21 protein-coding genes are annotated in these 22,903 nt (G+C 57.9%); 9 read left to right on the forward strand and 12 right to left on the reverse strand.

Going from position 1 to position 22,903, the window contains the following annotated elements; translation table 11 throughout:
- Positions 1–36 precede the first annotated feature (36 nt).
- Positions 37–1,215: a glycosyltransferase gene (locus CEQ44_RS17995; protein WP_088183164.1), complete on the forward strand. Its 1,179-nt coding sequence runs from the start codon at positions 37–39 to the stop codon at positions 1,213–1,215.
- Here the strand turns inward: CEQ44_RS17995 and CEQ44_RS18000 are convergent.
- A complete protein-coding gene (locus tag CEQ44_RS18000) occupies positions 1,212–2,864 on the reverse strand; it encodes a molybdopterin-dependent oxidoreductase (protein WP_088183165.1) in 1,653 nt (550 codons plus the stop codon). The genes CEQ44_RS17995 and CEQ44_RS18000 overlap by 4 nt on opposite strands.
- Before the next feature lie 140 nt (positions 2,865–3,004).
- Here CEQ44_RS18000 and modA point away from each other — a divergent pair, with 140 nt between their 5' ends.
- Genes modA through CEQ44_RS18015 form a run of 3 tightly spaced genes read left to right on the forward strand, consistent with a single transcriptional unit; the run spans position 3,005 to position 5,035 of the window.
- Complete coding sequence (modA, locus tag CEQ44_RS18005) at positions 3,005–3,727, forward strand: molybdate ABC transporter substrate-binding protein (RefSeq protein ID WP_254913973.1); 723 nt, start codon at positions 3,005–3,007, stop codon at positions 3,725–3,727.
- Positions 3,727–4,425, forward strand: coding sequence for a molybdate ABC transporter permease subunit (gene modB / locus CEQ44_RS18010; RefSeq protein ID WP_088183185.1), 699 nt, complete (start codon positions 3,727–3,729; stop codon positions 4,423–4,425). The genes modA and modB overlap by 1 nt, the downstream gene beginning before the upstream one ends.
- Positions 4,415–5,035, forward strand: a complete 621-nt coding sequence (locus tag CEQ44_RS18015; RefSeq protein ID WP_088183166.1) for an ATP-binding cassette domain-containing protein — start codon at positions 4,415–4,417, stop codon at positions 5,033–5,035. Before modB ends, CEQ44_RS18015 begins: the two co-directional genes overlap by 11 nt.
- A gap of 10 nt (positions 5,036–5,045) precedes the next feature.
- On the opposite strand, the gene CEQ44_RS18020 is transcribed toward CEQ44_RS18015, so the two are convergent.
- The 7 genes from CEQ44_RS18020 to CEQ44_RS18055 all read right to left on the reverse strand — a co-directional run bounded on the left by CEQ44_RS18020 (position 5,046) and on the right by CEQ44_RS18055 (position 12,803).
- Positions 5,046–5,795: an HAD-IIB family hydrolase gene (locus tag CEQ44_RS18020; RefSeq protein WP_088183167.1), complete on the reverse strand. Its 750-nt coding sequence runs from the start codon at positions 5,793–5,795 to the stop codon at positions 5,046–5,048.
- 441 nt (positions 5,796–6,236) lie between these two features.
- Positions 6,237–7,919 carry a hypothetical protein gene (locus tag CEQ44_RS24090; RefSeq protein WP_140419294.1) on the reverse strand — a complete coding sequence of 561 codons (1,683 nt, stop codon included), beginning with the start codon at positions 7,917–7,919 and terminating at the stop codon, positions 6,237–6,239.
- 368 nt (positions 7,920–8,287) lie between these two features.
- Positions 8,288–9,157 carry a glucose-1-phosphate thymidylyltransferase RfbA gene (gene rfbA / locus CEQ44_RS18035; RefSeq protein WP_088183170.1) on the reverse strand — a complete coding sequence of 290 codons (870 nt, stop codon included), beginning with the start codon at positions 9,155–9,157 and terminating at the stop codon, positions 8,288–8,290.
- A 43-nt stretch (positions 9,158–9,200) separates the two neighbouring features.
- The gene (rfbD, locus tag CEQ44_RS18040) at positions 9,201–10,076 is read right to left on the reverse strand and encodes a dTDP-4-dehydrorhamnose reductase (protein ID WP_088183171.1); all 876 of its coding nucleotides are present in this window, start codon (positions 10,074–10,076) and stop codon (positions 9,201–9,203) included.
- Entirely contained in the window at positions 10,073–11,149 is a 1,077-nt protein-coding gene (rfbB, locus tag CEQ44_RS18045) for a dTDP-glucose 4,6-dehydratase (protein ID WP_088183172.1), read from the reverse strand. Before rfbB ends, rfbD begins: the two co-directional genes overlap by 4 nt.
- Positions 11,150–11,163: 14 nt before the next feature.
- Positions 11,164–11,718 carry a dTDP-4-dehydrorhamnose 3,5-epimerase gene (gene rfbC / locus CEQ44_RS18050; RefSeq protein ID WP_088183173.1) on the reverse strand — a complete coding sequence of 185 codons (555 nt, stop codon included), beginning with the start codon at positions 11,716–11,718 and terminating at the stop codon, positions 11,164–11,166.
- 41 nt (positions 11,719–11,759) lie between these two features.
- On the reverse strand, positions 11,760–12,803 hold the full coding sequence (locus tag CEQ44_RS18055; protein WP_306341419.1) for a polysaccharide biosynthesis/export family protein: 1,044 nt from the start codon (positions 12,801–12,803) through the stop codon (positions 11,760–11,762).
- A gap of 392 nt (positions 12,804–13,195) precedes the next feature.
- Here CEQ44_RS18055 and CEQ44_RS18060 point away from each other — a divergent pair, with 392 nt between their 5' ends.
- From CEQ44_RS18060 to CEQ44_RS18080, 5 genes are all read left to right on the forward strand, one after another.
- The gene (locus tag CEQ44_RS18060) at positions 13,196–14,377 is read left to right on the forward strand and encodes a Wzz/FepE/Etk N-terminal domain-containing protein (protein ID WP_088183175.1); all 1,182 of its coding nucleotides are present in this window, start codon (positions 13,196–13,198) and stop codon (positions 14,375–14,377) included.
- A 2-nt stretch (positions 14,378–14,379) separates the two neighbouring features.
- Positions 14,380–15,177: an ABC transporter permease gene (locus tag CEQ44_RS18065; protein ID WP_088183176.1), complete on the forward strand. Its 798-nt coding sequence runs from the start codon at positions 14,380–14,382 to the stop codon at positions 15,175–15,177.
- Entirely contained in the window at positions 15,174–15,821 is a 648-nt protein-coding gene (locus CEQ44_RS18070; RefSeq protein ID WP_088183177.1) for an ABC transporter ATP-binding protein, read from the forward strand. Before CEQ44_RS18065 ends, CEQ44_RS18070 begins: the two co-directional genes overlap by 4 nt.
- Before the next feature lie 264 nt (positions 15,822–16,085).
- Positions 16,086–18,371, forward strand: a complete 2,286-nt coding sequence (locus CEQ44_RS18075; protein ID WP_088183178.1) for an N-acetylneuraminate synthase family protein — start codon at positions 16,086–16,088, stop codon at positions 18,369–18,371.
- Complete coding sequence (locus CEQ44_RS18080) at positions 18,371–19,132, forward strand: cytidylyltransferase domain-containing protein (RefSeq protein ID WP_088183179.1); 762 nt, start codon at positions 18,371–18,373, stop codon at positions 19,130–19,132. The genes CEQ44_RS18075 and CEQ44_RS18080 overlap by 1 nt, the downstream gene beginning before the upstream one ends.
- Before the next feature lie 299 nt (positions 19,133–19,431).
- On the opposite strand, the gene CEQ44_RS18085 is transcribed toward CEQ44_RS18080, so the two are convergent.
- From CEQ44_RS18085 to CEQ44_RS18100, 4 genes are all read right to left on the reverse strand, one after another.
- Complete coding sequence (locus CEQ44_RS18085) at positions 19,432–19,785, reverse strand: transposase (RefSeq protein WP_218821578.1); 354 nt, start codon at positions 19,783–19,785, stop codon at positions 19,432–19,434.
- A 71-nt stretch (positions 19,786–19,856) separates the two neighbouring features.
- Entirely contained in the window at positions 19,857–20,717 is an 861-nt protein-coding gene (gene istB, locus CEQ44_RS18090; protein WP_088185103.1) for an IS21-like element helper ATPase IstB, read from the reverse strand.
- The gene (istA, locus tag CEQ44_RS18095) at positions 20,714–21,976 is read right to left on the reverse strand and encodes an IS21 family transposase (RefSeq protein ID WP_088185104.1); all 1,263 of its coding nucleotides are present in this window, start codon (positions 21,974–21,976) and stop codon (positions 20,714–20,716) included. Before istA ends, istB begins: the two co-directional genes overlap by 4 nt.
- A gap of 110 nt (positions 21,977–22,086) precedes the next feature.
- Positions 22,087–22,719: an IS5 family transposase gene (locus CEQ44_RS18100; RefSeq protein WP_088201823.1), complete on the reverse strand. Its 633-nt coding sequence runs from the start codon at positions 22,717–22,719 to the stop codon at positions 22,087–22,089.
- Positions 22,720–22,903: the final 184 nt, after the last annotated feature.

Consider the following 22,903-nt stretch of genomic DNA (forward strand, 5'->3'; position numbering starts at 1 on the left):
ACCGTCCGCTAAACACTATTCTGCGAAAGAGAGGCCATGGCGCTCAACGTCCTCATGCTATCGACCCTCTTTCCCGACATCAGCCGTCCCAATTTCGGCGTGTTCGTGGAGCGGCAAGCGCGCGAACTGGCCAGTCGACCGGAAGCGGACGTCACCGTGATTGCGCCCGTCGGCCTCCCGCCCTGGCCGCTATCGCTGGCGGCCCGTTACGCCCCCTTGCGTGCCCTGCCGCGCAAGGAACGCTGGCGCGAATTGACGGTCTATCGGCCCACATTCCCCATCATTCCTAAATTTGGCGGCCGCACCAATGTCGGCGCCATGACCCGCGCCATTTTGCCGCTGGTCAGACGCCTGCACGCGGAAAAGCCGTTCGACGTTATCGATGCCAGTTTCTTCTTCCCTGACGGCCCGGTGGCGCAGCGCTTGTCGAAGGCGCTCGGCATCCCCTATTCGGTGAAGGCGCGCGGCGCCGACATCCATTATTGGGGCACGCAACGCGGCACGCGCAAGATGGTGTTGCAAGCCGCCGAAGGGGCATCCGGCCTGCTCGCCGTATCGGACGCGATGCGCCGGTCGATGGCCCGGATGGGGATCGATGCCGACAAAATCCGCGTTCATTATACCGGCGTCGATCTCGATACATTCGAGATGGGCGATCGGGACGCCGCGAAGGCCGCTCTGGATTTCAATGGGCCGGTGCTTTTGTGCGTTGGCGCGCTCATACCGCGCAAAGGCCAGGATCTTCTGGTGCGGGCGCTCCCCATGCTCCCGGACGTGACGCTGCTACTCGCAGGACAGGGCGCTTTCCGCCGCACGCTGGAAAATCTGGCGCAGGAACTGGGGGTAGAGCGGCGCATCGGCTTCCTGGGATCGGTGCCGCATCACAAACTGCCCCGCATCTATACCGCCGCCGATGTGATGGCGCTGCCATCCGAATCGGAAGGGCTGGCGAACGCCTGGGTGGAATCGCTCGCCTGCGGCACGCCGATCGTCATTACCGATGTCGGCGGCGCGCGCGAATTGCTGGATCGGCCCGAAGCAGGCCGCATCGTCGCGCGCGATCCTGAAGCGATCGCTGAGGCAATCCGCGCGATACTGCACGCCCCCCCCGCGCCGAGCGATGTGCGCGAAGCGGCGCTACGGTTCACCTGGGCCGCCAATGGCGACACCCTGCTGACCCATCTTCAGGCGATCGCCGCCACAGTGGAAGCCTAATCCCAGAAGCGAACCAGCCGCGCCCTGCCATCGGCTGTCGGGAAATGGCCCCCGTCGAAGGGCACTTCACCCCATCGCCAAGGCGTCAACTCCTGATACGCCGGGTTCGACAGCGGTGCGTGGCGTCGCAAATTGAGCAGCCGCCCCTCCCCTTGATAGACCGATAACCGGGCATGTTCGCGATATAGGTCCGCCGCTTGCTCATAGTGAAAAGCGTCGCGCCATCCCATGGCGCGCGCAATGTGCGTCATGATCCACCAGCCCGGCCGCGCCTCGCCCGGCAGGGCGAAAACCCGCCGCTGCCGGCTTATCAGGCGATCCGCACTGGTGATCGTACCCTCCCGCTCCAGCGGTCCCGGCATTGGCAGCGCCAGGTCGATACGATCCGCCATAGCGGGATCGAACCGGTCACCGGCAAAGAGCGTGAAGGGGCGATGGTCGGGCATAGCATCCAGCAACGTGGCAGGCGCGTCACCCAGCAGAAGCAGCGCCTTGATAGCTCCATCGTTGATCGCCTGGCGCAACGCATCGCCAGACAGGCCGGGCGCAGAGACGACGTTATGGCTCGACCAGAAACGGCTGACCGACGCCAGCGCATCAGCCGAGAAATCCCGGTGCGCGGCAAGCGCCGTTGCCATGCAGCCGACGTCGCGCGCGCCCATGGCGTTGGGCGCACCGGGCAGCGCGAAAGGCGCCGCGCCGGGCTGGCCGATCCTGCCTATGGCGAGATGCAGGGCCAGGATCGCCGCCGCTGTAGGCGCATCCCCCTCCCCGGCGTCGGGATCGGAAATCGTCACCGTGCGCGGCGCGCCTGCGAATAGATCTTGGAATTCGCGGATCGTACCAATCGGCAGGCCTGTGATGCCCGATACCGACCATAGGTCGTGCCCCGGCCGCAACGCTTCCCAATAGCCATCCGGCACCCTCACATGTTGTGCAAGGAAAGCCCGATCCAGCGATTGCGCATCATGCAGGCGCAACAAAAGCCCGCCCAGCAATGTGGCGACACTGCCGGGGGCCGGCGCCAGATGAAAATCGGCAGGCAATAGCCGCGCGTCGGGATCGGGATCGACGATCACCAGTTGCGCGCCGCGTGCCTCGCGCGCCGCGGCGACCCGGCGTGCCAGCATCGGATGACGCCGCAATACGCCCGCACCTATCGCCACGATCAGGTCCGCGCCATCCACATCCTCGCCGCTCGCCGGCATCACATCCTCGCCGAAGGCTGCAATCTGCGTGCGTGTGGAAATATCATGCCATGGGACATCGATATGCGCCGAACCGATGAACCCCTTCATCAACTTATTGGCTGCAAAATAATCTTCGGTCGGCAGGTCGCCCGCAACGTGGAGTGCGACACTGAACGGACCATGTTGGGCAATGATGTCGGTCAGCCGTCGCGCGGCATGGGCGATCGCCCGTTCCCGGCCGATGCGCTTGCGGCCGAGCAAAGGATGCAGCAGTCGGCCATCCAGCCTCGTATCCGTAGCAAGCGCCTCGCCTCTCGGACAGAGCCAGCCCATATTGGCCGGATGGATACGGTCGCCCTCTATGATAACGCGCCGTGCATCGTCTTCGCCCAGACCAGTCATGGCCCTCACGCCGCAGCCCATGCCGCACTGGGCGCACAGCGTCTTAATTGCGATCATCGTCGCGCGTGTAACCCATCGGGCAGTCGGGAAAAAGATCGCAAAGCGCGTTCACGGTTGAGTTGCCCGTCGATGCAGCGCAAAAAGACGGCATGATGCGCGCCCTCTTTCGATCTTTCATCGCTATTATCCTCTTGGCGATGGCCAATCCCGTCGGCGCTGCGAACGAGCGCGGCCCGGTGGTCCTGGCCGCCGCCAGCCTGCAGGACGTGCTCACTGTGGCTGCGACAGAATGGGCACGACAAGGCCATGTGCAGCCGATCCTTTCCTTTGCCGGTTCATCCGCGCTGGCGCGCCAGATCCAGGCCGGGGCGCCGGCCGACCTGTTCATTTCGGCAGACGAGGATTGGATGGACGTCGTCGAGAAGGCCGGCTCGGTAAGAGCCGGGGCGCGGGCGGACATCGCGGGCAACCGGCTGGTCCTGGTCGCCCCCCTGCGCCAACCGGTGCGACTGACGATCGGGCGCGGCATGCCGATCGCTCGGACGCTGGGTTCGTCGCGGCTGGCCATGGCCGATCCAGACAGCGTGCCAGCCGGCAGATATGGCAAAGCCGCGCTGAATAAGCTCGGTGTCTGGACGGGGGTAGCGGCAAAGCTCGTACGAGCGGAAAACGTCCGGGCTGCCCTTGCTCTGGTGGAGCGCGGTGAAGCGAAACTCGGCGTTGTGTATGCGACCGATGCCCGTGCTTCCCGCAAGGTTCGGATCGTCGGCGTCTTCCCCGCCGACAGCCATCCGCCCATCCGCTATCCCGTCGCGCGGCTCAAGAGCAGCCGACATCCCGATGCCGAGGGGTTTCGCCGCTTCCTGCTTTCGCCCAAGGGACGCGCCGTGCTGACGCGCTACGGCTTCACCGCGCCTTGATCGCTCCGCTGTCTCCTGAAGAATGGATTGTTCTGACCCTATCGCTCAAGGTCAGTCTGGTCGCAGTCGCGGTCAGCCTGCCGGTCTGCTTCTTCCTCGCCTGGATGTTGGCGCGCTGGCGTTTCCCTGGGAAATTTCTGGTTGACGCGCTGGTTCATCTGCCGCTGGTTTTACCCCCCGTTGTAACCGGATGGATGCTGCTGCTGCTGTTCGGGATGAACGGACCGATCGGACGCTGGTTGTCCGACATGTTCGGGGTCACCCTGCTGTTCCGCTGGACCGGCGCGGCGCTCGCGGCGGCCATCATGGCAGTGCCGCTGATGGTGCGGGCTATCCGCCTCTCGATCGAAGCGATCGACAGGCGACTGGAGAGTGCGGCCGCAACACTGGGCGCATCGCGCCTACGCATCTTCCTTACCATCTCGCTGCCGCTCGCATTGCCTGGGGTGCTGGCAGCGGTCGTGCTCGGTTTCGCGCGATCCCTAGGCGAATTTGGGGCCACGATCACTTTTGTCTCCGACGTGCCGGGTGAAACCCGCACCCTGCCCATCGCCATCTATGCTGCTATGCAGATGCCGGACGGGGAGCCGATCGTCACGCGCTTCGCCATCCTGTCGATCCTGCTGTCCCTCGGCGCGCTTATGCTATCGGAAATATTGGTTCGGCGGATCGGCGGAGGCGAACGCCATGTCATTTGACATTGATGTCCAACGGCGCATCGGCGGGCGGTCGATCGCCTTGTCCTGCCGCACGGACTCCGCGTTAGTTGCGCTGGTCGGCCCATCCGGCATCGGCAAGACCAGCATTCTTGACATGGTCGCCGGCATCACCTCCCCTGATAGGGGCCGTATCACGGTCGGTGGACAGACTTTGTTCGACAGCGACGTCGGGGCCGATGTCCCCGCCGCGCAACGACAGGCGGGCTATGTCTTCCAGGATCGTCGTTTGTTTCCGCACATGCGGGTGCGTGCCAATCTGGCCTATGGCCGTCGTGCGTCCACAACGGAAGATATGGATGACGTGCTCGCCTTCCTGGGGATCGGGCACCTGCTCGACCGGTGGCCGCACAGCCTGTCCGGTGGAGAGGCGCAGCGAGTCGCCATCGGGCGCGCATTGTTATCGGGGCCGCGCTTTTTGCTGCTGGATGAACCGCTTTCCTCGCTCGACCGTAACCGCAAGGCGACTATTCTCGACGCGATCGACCATATCCGCACGCACAGCCCGATGCCGATCCTCTATGTCACGCACGACATGGCCGAGGCCGAGCGGCTGTCAGCGATGGTGGTGATCATGCGCGAAGAGGATTAAAGCGCCCCGCTCAGATTTTCTGACAGGCGACGATCGCATCGATCACCGATAACGTCTCCTGAGGATCGCGAACCCGCACAGTGTCGAGGCCCAATTGCTTCGCAGGATAGTCGTTGCCACCCGGAAAAATAGCATCGCCGATGAACATCATCGCATCGAGCGCGATGCCGCTTGCGTCGCGCAGCTTCTGGAGCCCGTAGGCCTTGTCCACACCCTCCCGTGTGATGTCGATGGACGTTGCACCACCCATGTTGATCGACAGGCCCGGCAAGCGCGTGCGCAGGTCCGCCTGGATCACCTTGCGCTTGGCGAAATCGGGGTCCCATGTTTCCTTGGCATGAATCGGCGCCTGCTGCCCCAAGGCGGAGAAGGTGATCTGGCTGCCGCGATCCTCGATCCGCTCGCCCCAAGTCTGTTCTGGCACAAAACCGGTCGCTTCCAGCGATGCATCGAATGCCTCCAGGATCGCCCGCTTCTGTGCATCGTCGAACAGTTCGGCATAGACCGGCGTCCATGCACCGTCTCGATGCGTATAAAGCTTCGTCCCGGTCGTCGGCATCAGCCACAGACGGGACCTGTCGGCCTCAACGGTCAATCTGCTCGCCACCTGCTTTTCGAACTGCGGCCAATCACCACCCGAAATGACTGCGACATGCGCGACCTCCAGCAGGCGGGTGAGCGCGTCCGCCATCGGCGCGCCCAATGGTTGCTTGCTCTCCGCCAAAGTGCCGTCAAGATCGAACGCTATCAGTTGCTTCATGTATCAGGGTCCTATGCAGAGAGATCGCTTCGATAGGCCCGCGCAATTAGCATCGAAGACCTTTAACCTGCAAGCGACCAAGAAGACCGCCTCAATGCGAGATCAAATTTTAAACGCCGAAGATCAACGCCTAACAAACAGATCACGGAAGATAGAGGCTGGGAAGTGGAGTATTTCGCCGCATGGTGTCGCGCGGAGCAATAATTCATACGATATCGTTACGTCAGAAACATATTAGACAAAAATGCTTATATCTCCAGTGACATTGCCAGGATCATACCCCGCTCGACAAAGTGGACATTGCCGGTATTCCCGCTCGTCAGGGTTCATCTCGGCTTCGTGATAAAATCTTTTTCAGCTCGGCTTTTCGGCACGAAGAAAGATCGACAACGACAGTTCCAATATCGGCCGTTGGCGACCTCTAGCCCATAATTCGCACTTCTACTCCCATTGGTCTGCCGACCCCTTATATCGCCGCTGCTGGCCGGAACTAAGCCGTTCCACCCCCTCCACGACCCCAGAAACTTTTGTGTCCGAAAAGGTAGTAACGCCAGATCTAGACACTGCGCCCCCAAGGAATAGGCCAGATATCGTCTTTGATCCCACAGATTGAATCAATGCTGTGACATTAGGACCGGGATCGCTGATGGATCCCGGGTCCAGCGATAGGCCCTCGATGTCATATACAGTGGAAACGATTCCACGCACCGCGCCGCTTTTTTGGCCGAACCCGCTGATCTGGCCTCCTTTTACCGAAATATTCTTTGGCACGACTGCTTTGGCCTGAGTGGAATTATTAAACTGGAAAATATATCCATCAGTATCATGTAGGTTGACGCCGGTAAGCGAAACGCCATCGACTTCGGCGCAGCCATCAAAACCAAGGATAGCGAAAGGACGATGATCCGCACCGTCAACGCTGCCAACAGCTGCGCCCCCATAGGAACCGCCGTTAATATTCAGTCCGACGCAGCGGGTGCCCGGACCAAAGGAAATGATAGTTTTACCGCATAGATCGGCAATGTTGCCTGTCAAATCCGCGTAAAGGACACCGCCTGGGCCAAATTCCGTTTCAACCAAAAGAAGCTGATTGCCGAAATCGAGGACATTAGAGGAAATTGTCGGACTACGCGCGATATAGTTACGAATGCGAACGAGCGTGCCGCCGCCATGGCACCGATTGTTGGTGATACGCAACGCCCGTCCCTTGTACATTGCATCTGTCTGCCCGCCGCCACCGGAGGTTCCAGAAGATGGCCAGTCGCTGGTGACGCAATATCCGCTTTTGTTATTACTAAATAAACAATCCCTGACATGGACACCCCGCCCATAGCAATGAATTGCTTGATAAACATTGTTAAATTGGCAAGCTATAATTTCGATATCAAGATCGTCATTATTATTGTTGTTCTTTTTTGCCAATATCGCCACATTATTGGCGTTGGCGCTATCACCCCGAAATTTCATTCCGATAATACGCTGAAGGCTGCCCTTACAAAGCAATGCTGCTTGACTACCTTTACGGCCCCGTGCCTCAAATACGATAAACGCCCCGCCGGTTGGCGGATCGTTCAATGCTCCGCCCTGACTGCCGTTGCGCGCATATAGGCTTTGCCCCGACTGGGACATGACAAGCTGGTTTCCGCCGATACAGTAGGCGCCATCATGGAAACCCACATTGCGACCGGTATCGATCGCTTTTTGGATGGCTGCCCAATCCAAACTGTCGTTGATTGACGTAACGTGAGGATAATCAGCCTGCAAATCAGACAGCGACTGGTATCTGGCTTTGGTCGAGGACGCCGGATTAATCCAGTCCGCTACCGTCCGCAATGTACCATCGCCGACGGCGCCATAATCGCGCACGAACAGTTCAGCCTGCCCCTGCGCGGACGCTACTCCGCCCTTTCCCGGCAAATCCAAATCGGCGCACCGTTCCGCGAGATTTTCCTCAGAAAGATTGGTCGTGGCGCTCACGGCTTTGCTACCCTTTGAAGATTGCCTTCCGCCCGCCTCGGTGCGGGCATTAAGACCAAACAACGCGCCCGTCATAGCTGTCCAGAGTAATCTCCTGCGCTCTATCAGCATCGGCCGCTCCTGAATTGGCAAGTCATCACGCAGCACGGCATCACCTTTGCCTCAATTCGCCTGCAAGGATAAAGCCTTGAGAGCAACAGGTTAAGGCCATCGGCTTTACTGCCAGCCGGTCAGCATGGTTGAAGGACTCACAAGACGATAAAATCCGCGAGCACGATATTGGTTGCCTGTAGAGAGCGTAAAACGCCGCCATATGTTAGATTGCCCGGACGGGGCGTCGTCATCTGTAGCGGCAAACATCTGTATTCTGCCGCTGACGTCATGCTTGCATATCAGCGCCGCTTGAAAACATGCGGCAAAAACATAGGCATATGGCGTACGCCCCGAATGCTAATCAGCCAAGTTTCGTCGACCACCGACATGTTATCGCCTGGTGTTTCTGGTACACTATGACGTTAGGCATCCTTCAAAAAGCGACGAAGGTAACCAGCGTAATCGGATTTACCCAGCTTTGCGATAGCCTGCTCGACCTCCTCGACACCGATAAAGCCCTGTCGAAAAGCGATTTCCTCTGGACTGGCGATCTTGAAGCCCTGACGTTTTTCAAGAACGCGCACGAATTCAGCGGCGTCGAGCAGGCTGTCAGGCGTGCCAGTATCCAACCATGCAAAGCCGCGCCCCATGATTTCAACATTGAGTTCACCACGTTCCAGATAGATTCTATTGACGTCGGTGATCTCCAGTTCGCCGCGAGCAGAAGGCTTTAGGTCTGCGGCGATATTGACGACATTGGCATCGTAGAAATACAGGCCGGTCACGGCCCAATTGGATTTCGCCTTTTCCGGCTTCTCTTCAATCGTGAGCGCTTTCATCGACCCGTCGAAGCTGACAACGCCATAGCGTTCGGGATCATGGACATGATAGGCAAAGACACTGGCTCCACTCTCGCGAGACGAGGCGCGATCAAGCAAATGGTTTAGGCCATGCCCGTAGTAGATATTGTCACCAAGGATGAGGGCGGATGGCTGGCCCGCCACAAAATCCGCACCGATAATATATGCCTGGGCCAAACCATCAGGATTTGGCTGCTCCGCATACTCCAAGGCGATGCCCCATTGGGAGCCATCGCCCAACAGAGCCTGGAAAGCCGGCAGATCGCGTGGCGTAGAGATGATCAATATTTCCCGAATGCCGGCCAGCATCAAAGTCGTGAGCGGGTAATAGATCATCGGCTTGTCATAGACCGACATCAACTGCTTGGACGTCGCAAGCGTCATGGGATAGAGGCGCGTGCCGCTGCCACCAGCTAAAATAATACCCTTCATCCGTCCGTATTCCTTATTCGGGAAATCAACATGCCGCACGCGTTTATAGACGCACTACGACCGCCTCCAGGGAAGGCCGCCAATTGGGCAGTTCCACTCCATGAACACGCGCGATGAGGCTGCAATCGAGCCTGGAGTTGGCTGGCCTGCAAGCAGCGGTCGGAAAGTCCGCCGTCGAAATGCGCCGCACCTGTGCAACAGGACCGCCGCGGCGAGCCGCCACAGCAAATATGGCTTCGGCCAAGTCGGCCCAACTCGCCTCGCCATCGGCCGTCATGTGGAATATGCCCCGCCGGGACGGATCAGTGCTGGCGCTGAGATTAGCGGCTACCTGCAATATGCCGTCGGCAATATCGAGGGCGCTGGTCGGATTGCCGATCTGGTCGGCTACCACACTAATTTCGTCCCTATCGCCCGCCAAACGAAGCATGGTCTTGACGAAGTTTGCTCCGAACGGACTGTAAACCCATGCAACACGCAGAACTACGCTATTATCGCCATGTGTTTCAAGTACGGCTCGTTCGCCTGCCAGCTTGGATGCGCCATATACACCGGTGGGCGCAGGCGCGTCCGTTTCTCGATAAGGGCGATTAAGCGCGCCGTCGAAGACATAGTCGGTTGATAAGTGGATCAGCGGCACCCCCATCATGCGTGCCGCATCAGCGACAAGCCTGGCACCGGTGGCGTTTACGGAATGCGCAGCATCCGCATCGCTCTCAGCCTTATCGACAGCCGTATACGCAGCGGCCGAAACCACAATGTCTGGCGCCGCGGCTTCCAAAGATTGTGAGACGGTGACGGGATCGGCAAGGTCAAGATCCGGCCGCCCGATCGCAACGACATCATGACCATATGCCAGGCCACGGTCCAGAAGGCTGCTCACCACCTGCCCCGATCGCCCAGTCACGGCTATCCTCATCGTGCAATCTCTGGGGAGGAGGGAGATGCGTTGGACAAACCCAGCCTTTGCCCGTCATAGCGATTGCGCAACGGCTCCCACCACCATTGATTGTTAAGGTACCACTGCACCGTCTTTTCGATGCCGGTGTCGAAATTCTCCTGCGCGCGCCAGCCGAGTTCGGTCTCTAGCTTGGTCGCGTCGATGGCATAGCGCGCGTCATGACCGGGACGATCGGTCACGAATTCGATCAGTTTATCGCGGCTTTCTTTGACGGGAACGAGGTCGTCCAGCACGGCGCATATACGGCGAACTACGTCGATATTACGCCGTTCATTGCGACCGCCTACATTATAGGTTTGACCCACGCGGCCACGCTCAACGATCAAATCGAGTGCGCGTGCATGATCATCGACATAGAGCCAGTCGCGAATATTCTCTCCCGTGCCGTAAATCGGAAGCGGCCGTCCAGAAAGCGCATTCAAGATCGTAAGCGGAATCAATTTTTCCGGGAAATGATATGGGCCGTAATTGTTGGAACAGTTCGAAATCACTACAGGCAAGCCATAGGTACGCTGCCACGCCATAGCCAAATGGTCGGACGCCGCCTTTGATGCCGAGTAGGGCGAGCTAGGATCATAGGGCGTGGTTTCTTCGAACAATCCAGCAGCCCCCAAAGAGCCATATACTTCGTCCGTAGAGACATGAAGAAACCGAAAGCCTTGCTTCGCCTCGCAACCCTGCGCGTTCCAGTAGGCGCGGGCAGCTTCCAAAAGAGTAAAGGTGCCCACCACATTGGTTTGGATGAACTCCGCTGCGCCGGTAATCGATCGATCGACGTGACTTTCGGCGGCAAGATGCATTATACGATCGGGCTTGAACCCAACAATCGCCTGCTCCATGGCAGCGCGGTCGCAAATGTCCGCCTTCAAGAATTGATGATTGGACCGCCCTTCCACGGCACGCAGCGATTCCTGACAGCCCGCATAGGTCAGGGCGTCGATCGTCAGGACGTCATATCCTTTTTCGAGCACCAGATAGCGCACGAGAGCCGACCCTATGAAACCGGCGCCGCCTGTTACGATCACGCGCATGCAACTATATCTTTCTAGCTGAAGTAAGCAGGAAGGTCGGCAAGAAGCGGCTGCTGCCGATCTTTATGCGACAGTGTGTCTGGATCGGCAATGTCGGGCCAAACCACGCTGATGTCTGGATCGTTCCACCGCAAGCCCTTGTCGCATTCCGCGCTGTAGTAATCCGTTACCTTGTAGCAGATCACGCTATTAGGCTTCAACGAGCAGAAACCATGTGCGAAACCCGCGGGAACCCACAATTGCTTGCCATTTTCGGGCGTCAACGTCTCACCCACCCATTTACCATAGGTGGGTGACCCGCGCCTGATATCGACGGCAACGTCGAACAGAGCACCAGCAGTGCAGCGGACCAATTTGCCCTGTGCCCGCGGCATGCTTTGAAAGTGCAGACCTCGCACGGTACCGACTTTTACACTCAGCGATTCATTATCCTGCACAAAGGCGTGCGTACCGCAATGGTCAGCGAATGTATCGGCGCGGAATGTTTCAGCGAAATAGCCGCGTTCATCACCAATGTGGCGCGGAGTGAACAGCTTAACACCGGCAATGGCGAAAGTCTGGATGTCCATGTTTACCTTTGCAAAATAACTGTTCCGACGCCGCTATTGCGTTAATTGCTGTTCTGCACCGTCTGCACTGCACTGGTTACCGTGAGGATCGGAGAGAAGAGCTGGCTGATCAACTGGATCAACTTGCTCGGCTGGTTGGCGCCCGCGTTACCGAAATACAGCACGTCCTGATCGCGCATCCCAAAGCGCTGAGCCAGGAAGAAGGTTCCGGCCTGCATCATATTGAAATGATAGACTACAGGGACCACTTGCCCTTGCGCGTCGCGATTGTACCGGAACAAGAAGATCGCTCGAGGGTCGCCAAGACCGGGATTTGTACCGCCTGCGGACGCGATAGCCTCGGCCACAGTAATGGCCGATCGGCTAAAGGGCACATGTTCCACGCGCCCGGAAGCACCCAGAACCGAAAAGCTGTAGGGGTCGCTAATCAGCGATATGCGATCGCCGGGATAGGCATGCACGTCAAGGGCTGGATTTTTAACAAGATCGTCTAGACGAAGGTCAACGCTTTGAGTGCCGCGTACGACCCGCAGCTTCAACTCACGCGCATCGCCGCGATAGCCGCCAGCAAGGGCTATCACATCGGACAGTGTTTCCCGGTTGGTCTGCAGCACTAACCGCCCCGGCTTGGTGACTTCGCCACCGATAATCACCGAATTGGTGATCGCTTCGTTCAATCGGATCAGAACCTGCGGGTTTTGGGACATCCCCCTAAGCGAGGCGCGAACCATCGCCTCGATTTCCATGATGGTGTGCCCCGCAACATGCAGGCGGCCAGCGTAGGGAATCAAAATATCGCCATTGTCATCAACGCGACTGAGAGGCAATTTCTGGACCTGCACCCCAGGATTGCCGACCAAACTCTCTGTCGCGCCACTACCGCCGCTGTTTCCAGAGGAAAACAAAGTGACGCCAGCCTCGTAGATATTGACCTCCAGCACGTCACCGGAACCGATCATATCGGTCGGTGGCGGAACGATATCTGCAAGCTGGGGCTTGGAAGATGCGGCTACCTCAGCCACCGGTATGTCGGTCACCGATTGGACCTGCACCAACTGAATCGGCGAGGGACCAATGGCTGCCATGCTGGCCGATTTCCGTATCTGCCCGGCCGTAGGACCGCTGGAAGGAAGGGATGCGCATCCCACAAGGGCTGTGGACAGGGCTAGGCAAATGGCGATTTTAAATTGCATTGATGCATGAACTCGAGGGATTGAGGCCTTAACGATGCTGCCTTAGCATCGGTGTTCGGGATTGGACAATAGTTTCATCCCCATCGTTAACAGCCGGCCGGCAGACCCTTCTAAATTGCCCGATAGTGCGGCTGCGCAAACGCCGATTTTTCCTCGCATATCGGCCGGTCGCACCAGCTTGCAGGGCCGTGTTCGGCTATTCGCCTACCCTGTTATGTCTTGCGTCCAGACGCGTGTTGGCCTAGCGCGAGGCAGCTTTGTTTTGCTTTAGGCGCTTGGACATTATGAACGTTAATCCCTCGTTCCCCGTTGAGGGCGAAGCAACCCCGGTTGATGAGTCAACCTCCCGCCGATCATCGATTCTTGCTTGGGTGAAGAAGCGTCGCTGGTTCGTTGCGCTCGTCATTCTGCCCACGCTTCTGGCGGCTCTCTACTACGGTTTTTTTGCCGCAGATATCTACGTTTCTGAATCGCATTTCGTCATCAAGAGTCCTGATCAAAAGCGCTCTCAGGTGTCGACACTGGCCAATCTGGTTCAGACTACCGGATTGTCGGCCGGGCAGGAGCAGACCAATGAGGTCATAACCTATGTGCGGTCGCGCGACGCCCTGCGAGCGCTAGAGAAAAATCCGGGGATCGGTCAGAAATTCATGTCCAGCCGGGCGGATGTGATAGCGCGTTTTCCGGGCATCTTTTCGAGCCCGAACTTTGAAAGCCTCTATAAATATTATGACAAGATGGTCGATGCACGCTTCGATAGCGACACCGGCACGGCAGTCATAAAGGTCAAAGCATTTGAAGCGATTGACGCTTATCAGATCAACAAGCGCCTGCTGGAGCTAAGCGAAGGGCTAGTCAATCAGTTGAACAGTCGCGCTCAATCAAATGGCATTGCCGAAGCGCAACGGCAGGTAGAACTCGCCACGACGCGAGCCAGGGCCGCGCGCATAGCGCTGGCGCAATATCGCAATACACAGGCGCTCATTGATCCTACCCGCCAGGCGAGCGGCGTGCTGGATATTTCCAACACGATGATCGGAGAACGCGCAGCGCTTCAGGCACAACTCAGCACGATGCAGCGATTGACTCCGAACAATCCTTCCATCCCGGCTCTGCGCAACCGCATCAACGCAATTTCCGAACAGGTCGCTTCGCAAGATAGCAGGGTCGTAGGGTCCGACACCGGCATTGCTTCCAAAATGGGCGGTTATGAAAATCTGCTGGTGGAACAGGAGTTTTCGACGGAAAATCTGAACGCCGCCAACGCCGCATTGGTCCAGGCGCGCGCCGGGGCGCAGCGGCAGCAATTTTATCTCGAGCGGGTCGTTGACCCGAACTTGCCGGACATGCCGCTGTTGCCAAAGCGGCTCCTAAACGTCCTCATTGTCGCTGCCGCGGCCGTCAGCCTTTATTTCATCGCCTGGATGTTCATGATCGGCGTCGTCGAGCATGCGCCGGAAAACTGACCATGACACATATTAGTTGGCGTAAATTAAAAGAAGGTTGGGCGGTTCAGACGCGCGTGGTGCATGCGCTCATGATCCGTGAGCTGACGACGCGGTTCGGGCGCGAAAATATCGGCTTTCTATGGATCATGGTCGAACCTTTGTTGTTCGCTGGATTGGTTGGCACGATCTGGCGATTGACAAAAGGGCCTGAAGAGCATGGCATCGCCATCGTGGCCTTCGTGGTCACAGGCTATATACCTATCACCTTATTCCGTCACGGCATCGGCCGTAGCGTGGCGGTCTTTACGGTAAATGGCGGCCTTCTCTACCATCGACAGATAAAAATCCTGGATTTCATCCTGGTCCGGTTCATCATCGAATTGCTGGGCAGCATGATGGCCTATCTATTCATTGCCTTGGTGCTGATGGCCGCCAATCAGTTTCCCGTCCCTGCCAATATAGGTCTCTTTCTGGCAGGCTGGTTCCTATATGCCACATTCTGTTTCTCGCTGTGCCTCCTGATCGCGCCACTATCGGAAATGGCGGAAATTATCGAAAAATTCATTCCGGTCACGACCTATATTATGATCCCCTTTTCCGGGCTGTTCTACATGGTGTCCTGGGCGAGGCCGGAAGTCAGGGACTATCTTCTGTGGTCGCCCTTCATTAATGGCATGGAAATGATGCGTGGCGGCATATGGGGCGATGAAATCACTGTATATTATAATATCTGGAACCCGATCGGCTGTTCGATCGTGGCCGCGACCTTTGGCCTGGGCCTTTGCCGTCATGTCCGAAAGAAATTGGCTGTCGAATGATTGTCTGCGAGAATCTGTCTAAATCTTACGCGCATGGTTCCAGCCGGAAATTGGTTCTCAACAATGTGAACCTGGAAGTCCGCCGCGGCGAGCGACTTGCGGTGCTCGGCCGCAACGGCGTCGGCAAGAGTACGTTGATCAAACTTATCGGCGGCGTAGAAAAGCCCACTGTCGGCAAGGTGACGCGAACCATGTCGGTGTCTTGGCCCCTTGGCTTTTCGGGAGGATTTCAGGGCAGCCTGACGGGATATGACAATGCCCGGTTCATTGCCCGTATTTACAACCGGGACTATACGAAAATCCGCGAGCAGATCGAAGAATTCTCGGAACTTGGCCGACAGCTAAGAATGCCGGTAAAGACATACTCATCGGGCATGCGTGCGCGCCTCGCTTTTGGTCTCTCGTTAGCGGTCGAATTCGACTGCTATCTAATTGACGAAGTCATTTTGGTAGGCGACCAGAATTTTCATCGCAAATGCCATCACGAACTGTTCGAAAAGCGTGCCGATCGTGCCATGGTTTTGGCATCCCATAGCATGGAAGTCGTCAAGGAATATTGTACGCGGGCTATCTTGATCGATGGTGGCCGCGTCTCGCAGTTCGACGAAGTTTCAGCGGCGATCGACGCATATCTGAGCCTCTAGAATACCAACTGGACTGGTTTTGGGACGATTGGCAATATCGACCTTGCAATGCGGCAATTCCCAGTTTGAGTTTTGGTATCATGTGCGTTACTCGTAAGCACATATGGGTCGCGACATGGCTGATTCTGTTGGAATAATAAAATAAATAGGTCATTTATTTGCGTGGGCGGGGCATGCCGTCACATAACTGCGCCGATTGTCCGGGGTGGATGGTGGCAGGCTTTGTGCTACGCTTTGTAATAGTCACGACGCTGAGGAACCGGCATGATTATCGAGAAGAACGTCGCCCCCTATGCCGTTTTCGCTGACGATTCCTTGTTAGCGGCGCTTCAGAAAATCAGCGCCAATAAGGCCGGTTTTGTTCTTTCAGTGTCTAATCAAGGCAGACTCCTTGGATTGCTGACCGACGGCGACGTACGCCGGTGGCTGACAACCAGCGATGGCATCGATCTCGATGTGTCCGTAAGTCGCGTTGCCAATCCAAACCCGGTTTCGATGCGTCACGACGAAGCACGCGAAGCGATTGCGGCGCAATTCGATAGCAAAGTGCGCTCGATCCCGCTGGTCGACGAATATGGCCGGCTGATGGCGGTAGCGTTGCCCGGACGCATGGATTTGTCCATTGGCGATCGGATGATTGGCCCTGGTCATCCCGCATTCGTCATTGCGGAAATCGACAACAATCATCAGGGCGATGCCGAACTGGCCAAGGCCCTGATTGACATCGCTGCCGATGCAGGTGCCGATTGCGCCAAATTCCAGATGCGGGATATTGCATCGCTCTATTCTGGCGGCGGAAAGGCCGACGATGCGTCACAGGATTTAGGCGCACAATATACGTTAGATCTCCTCGCGCGCTTCAACCTCGAACCGGAAGTCCTGTTTGAGCTGTTCGATTATTCACGTGCGCGTGGCATGGAACCGATGTGCACGCCATGGGATTTGGCCAGTCTAGAGGCGCTCGAAGGATATGGCATGCGCGCCTATAAGGTTGCGTCCGCAGACTTTACCAATCACGAGTTGCTGCAAGCGATGGCAAGGACTGGCAAGACGCTGGTCTGTTCGACAGGCATGGCGACTGAAGCGGAAATCCAGGAAAGTGTAGCCCTGTTGCGGCGGGAAGGCGCGCAATTCTGCATGCTGCATGTCAATTCGACCTATCCTACGCCCTATAAGGACGTGCATCTCAATTATCTCAAACGTCTCGCCGAAATCGGCGACTGCCCGGTCGGCTATTCGGGCCATGAACGCGGTTGGACTGTGCCTGTGGCCGCTGTCGCGCTTGGCGCGTGCGTAATCGAGAAGCATATCACCACAGATCGTGGGCTAGAAGGCAATGATCACAAAGTATCGCTGCTGCCAGACGAACTGAAACAGATGGTTGATGCTATTCGTAGCATCGAGGAGTCGATGGGATCAGGCGAAAACCGCGTCATGACCCAAGGCGAATTGATGAATCGCGAAATCCTCGCCAAGAGCGTTTATGCCTTGCGGGACATAGCGACCGGAACCGTCATCACCGACGATATGCTTGTTATCAAGAGTCCCGGTCAAGGTATCCAGCCCAATCGCCGCCTCGACCTGGTCGGGCGCAAAGCCGTACGCGACGTTGATGCGGGCACGCCGTTCTTCCCGTCCGATCTGGAAGAAGAGGTCACGCAGGCGCGCACCTATGATTTCAACCGGCCGTTTGGTGTCGCTGTGCGCTGGCACGATTATCGGAAAATGCTGACGAAAACGAACCTGGATCTTTTGGAATATCATTTGTCCTACAAAGATATCGAAGTTGATCTGGCGGACTGGTTTGATGATGTCCTGCCGATCGATTTCGTCGTCCACGCACCGGAATTGTTCAAAGGCGACCATATTCTGGATCTGAGTTCGCCCGATCCCAGCTATCTTGCCCGGTCGATCGATGAGATGCAGCGCGTTGTTGATGTTACGCGCGAACTCAAGAAATATCATCGCCATTCTGGCCGTCCACTCATTGTCACGAACATGGGGGGATTCTCGACCTCCCGCATGTTACCCAAGGCGGAGCGCGCTGAGCTCTATGACCGGATGGAAGAAGCCTTGACGAAAATCGATGCCGAAGGCGTCGAGATCATTCCCCAGACGATGCCTCCCTATCCCTGGCATTTTGGCGGTCAAAGCTATCACAACCTGTTCATGGATGCCGATGAGATTGAGCGCTTTTGCAGTCGCAATAATATGCGTATCTGCCTGGACGTTTCCCATTCCCAACTAGCTTGCAACGCTTTCGACTGGTCCATGACCCAGTTCTGCGAGAAAGTTGGTCCCTATACCGCGCATATTCATGTCGTCGACGCAAAAGGCGTGGACGGTGAAGGCCTTCAGATCGGCGAAGGCGATATGGATTTTGCTGCGCTAGGCACTGTCCTCGACAAGACCTGTCCAAAGGCCAGCTTTATCCCTGAAATTTGGCAGGGGCATAAAAATGACGGTGCCGGCTTCTGGTACGCGCTCGAAAAGTTGGAGCCCTTTCTGGGCAGTCCGGGTCGCCAATTAAAGCCTCGTGCGGTTGCCTGATGTCGTTTGATATTGATCGGGGTCGCGTTCTCGCCGTGGTGCTTGGTCGCGGCGGCTCCAAAGGACTGCCCGGCAAGAATTTGAAACTTCTTGGCGATGCGCCCTTAATCTCTTGGGCAATTGCGGTCGGCAGTTGCGCACGTCGCGTCGATCGACTCATCTGCTCCAGCGATGATATGGACATTCTGGATACCGCGCGCCGTTTCGGCGCGGAAGTGCCTTTCGTTCGTCCCGCCGAATATGCGAGCGATGGTGCCACGGATCTGGACGTGTTCGGCCATGCTTTGCGCTGGCTTGGCGAGCATGAAGGCAAGATACCCGAGTTGGTTGTTCAATTGCGCCCGACCACGCCATTCCGTGATCCTGCCTGGATCGACTCGGCGGTTGATACGATGTTGGCCGACAGCCGGATCACTTGCATGCGCTCCGTCACCGAATCGCCTTTGACTCCTTATAAAATGTGGGTCCGGGGTGAAGGTTCGAAGCTGGAACCGCTCCTATACCTGCCGGGCGTAGCAGAGCCGTTCAACATGCCGCGGCAGGCATTGCCCAAAACATTGTGGCACACTGGGCAACTAGACGTCATACGGTCCGAAGTCATTCTGGCCGGATCGATGACGGGAGCCAATATCCATGCCATCGACGTACCGCTTTCGAGTGCAGTGGATATCGACACGGCGCTAGACTTTGCCGTGGCACAGAGCCTGTTTGACGAAAATATGCCGATCGCATTGAGAGATTGGATAGCCCGCGACAGGTAAGCGGCATTCCGACGGATATCCTTCTCCATCGCGTCCATCACGATACGCCATATGTTGACATCATCCGCTTGATAGGCCGCAAAAAAATCATCGTTGCAGGCTGTGCGCTTTCTTATCCTCCTGCCTTACCACAAGGCCGCGTTCCATCGGCATTTGCTGGCTAACGACCTCAATTCGACCCGGCATATAAGGAGACCTGTGCGCGGGTGGGCGTAGAGCGCTGAAACACGTTGTTTTTTCTATTTTTGGGTGGTGCTGGACTTCCATCTCCGCCGCTCTGGCAAGAGCGGAGACACCCTTTATGCCAGGGCCGCGAGAATGTTCATGGTGCGCTTGAGGTTGTAGGCGATGGCGGTGAGATGGACTTGAACGGCGGCTTTGGCGAGACCTCGCCATCGCATTCGGCGCAGGCCATAGCAGCGCTTCCATGTACCGAAGATCTTCTCGATCCGGCCCCGCACTCTGTGGATCGGTTGATTCCATTCTTTGAGTTTACGCAGCGTTTCCTGTTCGTCGCGGCCCCACATGCCGGTGGCGACGATCCGCGCTATGCCGCCCTTTGCCCGCACAGCATCACAGAAGTGGTTGCCGCGATAGGCACTGTCGGCAAACACCTCGCCGGGATTGTCGGGCAGCGCTTCGGGGCCTGTCAACGGGCGCCGAAGATTCCGCAAAAGTGGGCATCTAAAATTCCCTAGTTTGGCGGGAGGGTTTGTTTCGGTGATCAGCCGTGATGGAGATCGGGCTTTTCCTTTGCTGGCGGGCGGCCGCGCCGTTTCGGCAAGGGCGGTGGGTTGATGGACGGTGCCATGCGCGCATGCTCGGGCAGGAGGTCGGCGTGCTGTCGCATGCGATAGCTGGAGCCCTCGATCTGGATGACCACAGCGTGGTGAAGAAGGCGGTCGAGCAGCGCGGTGGCCACCACCGGATCGCCAAAGACATCACCCCATTCGGCGAAGCCGCGGTTGGAGGTCAGGATCATGGCACCCTTTTCATATCGGGCGTTGACGAGCTGGAAGAAGAGATTGCCGCCCCCGGGCGTGACGGGAAGATACCCGATCTCATCTACGACGAGCAGGGAGGATCGGCATAGGAAGCGGATCCTCTCGCGCAGCGTGCCCTCCCGTTCCGCCTTGGTCAGTGAAGCGATCAGATCGGCGAGCGGGATGAAGTAGACGCTCTTGCCCGCCTTCACGGCCTCGACAGCAAGGGCCGTGGCGATATGGCTTTTCCCGGTACCGGGAGGACCCAACAGATGCACCACCTCGGCCCGGTTGATGAAGTCCAGGCCAGCGAGCGCCAGGATGCGGTTCCGGTCGAGCGATGGCTGGAAGGAGAAGTCATATCCGTCCAGAGTCTTGATGATCGGCAGCCTTGCCATGCGCAGGGCCGCCTTGATCCTGCGGTTCTCCCGGAGCGACAGTTCTTCGTGCAGCAATATGTCGATGGCCTCGATGCCATCGATTTTGCCCTGCTCTATGCCGCGCAGGGTGGCGTCGAGCATCTCCAGGGCGCGTGGCATTTTGAGATGGACCAGGCTGCGGCGGATATTATCGACGCGGGATGCGGCACCCCCATGGTTCATGGCCGTTCTCCCCGCGCCAGTTGGCTGCCGATCGCCTGATAGATGGCCAGGGAGCGCACAGCGACATGCTCGCCTATACGACCGATGGCGATTACCTCTTTGCCATGGATACGGCGCTTGGCGCCGCTGCCGCCTGTCCGATGCGCAGGATCGATCCTGTACTGCCGACGCCCCTCAAGAACCGGGTGCTCGGCAATGACCTGGCCCAGGTCTACGATCCGGATCTTGTCGGGCAACTGCTGGATTTCGACGACGCGCCGGGTGCGATCGGGAACGCTGTAGTAATTGCCGCCGACAGAGACCATCCCATCGTGGCTGACGCGGCGCTCCAGCTTCAGAACGGCGTCAAAGCGACCCGCCGGGAGCAGCTGCAACTCAGGCTGCTCGGCGGCGAAGGCTTCAGCAATAATCCGCTGCGTCGTCCCGTGGACACGGACATTGGCGACGGTATCGAGCCAGTCGATCAGCTGGACATTGAGATCGTCCAGATTGCGGAAGCTCCGGCCCAGGAAGAAGTCCTTGCGGATATAGCTGAACGGCCGCTCGACCTTTCCCTTGGTCTTGGCCCGATAGGGACGGCAGGCGCGTGGCACGAAGCGGTAATGCCCCGCCAGGGCCAGCAATGATCGATTGTAGATGATATGGCCCTGATCATCTTCCCCGGTCACGGCGGTTTTCATGCGATCGTAGAGGATCTCGATCGGGACGCCGCCGAGCGCTTCAAAGGCCTGCATATGACAGCGCAACAGAGTTTGGAGATCCTGGTGCATGACGTAGCGCGCAAACAGGAAGCGCGAATGTCCCAGCACCAGGCTAAATAGCCAGACGATCCGGCTGACGCCGGGCTCATCGGTAAATTCGACGACGAACCGGGCAAAGTCCACCTGCGCCTGCACGCCAGGCGGCGTCTCGAACCGAACCTCGAAGGGCTTGGGGCCGTTTTCCGGCCGGATCGCTGCCAGGAACCGCTTTACCGCGGTATAGGCGCCCATATATCCCAGCTCACGGATTTCCCGCGTCAGGCGCGCCGCCGTCAGATCGGGAAAGGCCGTCACTCGCTCACGCAAAAATTCCAGATAGGGTGCCAGTTTGTTCGGTCGACCCAGCATGCGAGGGCCGTAAACCGGGGCCTCGATGCCCCGTTCGATATATTTTCGGATGGTCTTGGGATCGCGACCAGTGCGTCGGGCAATGGCGGATATCGATACGCCCTGCCGATGTAGTTCGAGGATCATCATCAATTCTCCAAGTCGGATCATCGGCCCCGTCTCCGCGTCTGCAAAGGAGATGAGGACAATGTCGGCTCATCTCATTCTGCCGGGGCTAGCCCCGGCAGAATGAGATGAAGGGGCCACCAACTAGGGAATTTTCAAAGCCCACTTTTGCGGAGAATTGCACGACCGATGACAGGGCCTGCCTTGCCATCGTTAATATTGGCAGATGTGATCGATACTTCCTCGACTAACGCCGTATCAGCATCGGCGCCGACATGTGCCTTGAAGCCATGGACAGCCCGTTTTCCCTTATGTTTGACCCATCTCGCATCATCATCGTCCTCGCTGGCCGAGGCAATGATCGTGGCATCGACCAGCGTGCCGGTCTTGACTGTGACTGCCTTTGATTTGAGCTGCGCCGTCACAGCCAGGAACAGTAACCGATCCAGCTTGTGGGCGACCAGTTCCTTGCGAAAGCGTACAAATGCTGTCCGTTCTGGTGTCGCTTCCGTACCCGAAAAACCACAAAAGCGGCGGAAGGAAGCCCGATCATCAAGCGCCTCGGCCAGCTTCACGTCCGACAGGTCGTACCAGATCGATAAAAGTAGGGCCTTGAACATCGCCAGAGGTGGCCAGGCGGGCTCGCCCTTGCTGGCAGAATAAAGCGGATCGAGAAGCGCCGCGACCGAAGCCCAATCAATCAGCTTGCCAAGCGTGTCGAGCGATGATGCCGACCGCGCGCGACCAGCAAAACCAAACCGCTCCTGACCAATCGAACGATGCGCCACGTCCTGCTCTCCTCTTCGGAAAGCTCATAGAATCAGCAATTAAAGCCGTTGTCTACGCCCACCCGCGCACAGGTCTCATAAGTGGTCGCTGCGCCGCATGCTCAATCCTTGATCTCGTCCAACACCGGTGCCCCCTCGCAAAGAACGGTCATCAACTCGTCGGCCCCTTGATGCGCAAGGCGGC

Source organism: Sphingobium sp. Z007 (genome assembly GCF_900013425.1).
In the GTDB taxonomy this organism is placed as follows: domain Bacteria; phylum Pseudomonadota; class Alphaproteobacteria; order Sphingomonadales; family Sphingomonadaceae; genus Sphingobium.

Excerpts from the sequence above, each read along its gene's own strand:
- CEQ44_RS18055 (WP_306341419.1), bottom strand. The coding sequence starts at position 12,803 with ATGGCAGCCATTGGTCCCTCGCCGATTCAGTTGGTGCAGGTCCAATCG.
- rfbB (WP_088183172.1), bottom strand. The coding sequence starts at position 11,149 with ATGCGCGTGATCGTAACAGGCGGCGCCGGTTTCATAGGGTCGGCTCTC.
- istB (WP_088185103.1), bottom strand. The coding sequence starts at position 20,717 with ATGAACCATGGGGGTGCCGCATCCCGCGTCGATAATATCCGCCGCAGC.
- CEQ44_RS17995 (WP_088183164.1), top strand. The coding sequence starts at position 37 with ATGGCGCTCAACGTCCTCATGCTATCGACCCTCTTTCCCGACATCAGC.
- CEQ44_RS18015 (WP_088183166.1), top strand. The coding sequence starts at position 4,415 with ATGTCATTTGACATTGATGTCCAACGGCGCATCGGCGGGCGGTCGATC.
- rfbC (WP_088183173.1), bottom strand. The coding sequence starts at position 11,718 with ATGGACATCCAGACTTTCGCCATTGCCGGTGTTAAGCTGTTCACTCCG.
- CEQ44_RS18000 (WP_088183165.1), bottom strand. The coding sequence starts at position 2,864 with ATGATCGCAATTAAGACGCTGTGCGCCCAGTGCGGCATGGGCTGCGGC.
- CEQ44_RS18065 (WP_088183176.1), top strand. The coding sequence starts at position 14,380 with ATGACACATATTAGTTGGCGTAAATTAAAAGAAGGTTGGGCGGTTCAG.
- modA (WP_254913973.1), top strand. The coding sequence starts at position 3,005 with ATGGCCAATCCCGTCGGCGCTGCGAACGAGCGCGGCCCGGTGGTCCTG.
- rfbA (WP_088183170.1), bottom strand. The coding sequence starts at position 9,157 with ATGAAGGGTATTATTTTAGCTGGTGGCAGCGGCACGCGCCTCTATCCC.
- CEQ44_RS18020 (WP_088183167.1), bottom strand. The coding sequence starts at position 5,795 with ATGAAGCAACTGATAGCGTTCGATCTTGACGGCACTTTGGCGGAGAGC.
- CEQ44_RS18080 (WP_088183179.1), top strand. The coding sequence starts at position 18,371 with ATGTCGTTTGATATTGATCGGGGTCGCGTTCTCGCCGTGGTGCTTGGT.
- CEQ44_RS18060 (WP_088183175.1), top strand. The coding sequence starts at position 13,196 with ATGAACGTTAATCCCTCGTTCCCCGTTGAGGGCGAAGCAACCCCGGTT.
- rfbD (WP_088183171.1), bottom strand. The coding sequence starts at position 10,076 with ATGAGGATAGCCGTGACTGGGCGATCGGGGCAGGTGGTGAGCAGCCTT.
- istA (WP_088185104.1), bottom strand. The coding sequence starts at position 21,976 with ATGATCCGACTTGGAGAATTGATGATGATCCTCGAACTACATCGGCAG.
- CEQ44_RS18070 (WP_088183177.1), top strand. The coding sequence starts at position 15,174 with ATGATTGTCTGCGAGAATCTGTCTAAATCTTACGCGCATGGTTCCAGC.
- CEQ44_RS18075 (WP_088183178.1), top strand. The coding sequence starts at position 16,086 with ATGATTATCGAGAAGAACGTCGCCCCCTATGCCGTTTTCGCTGACGAT.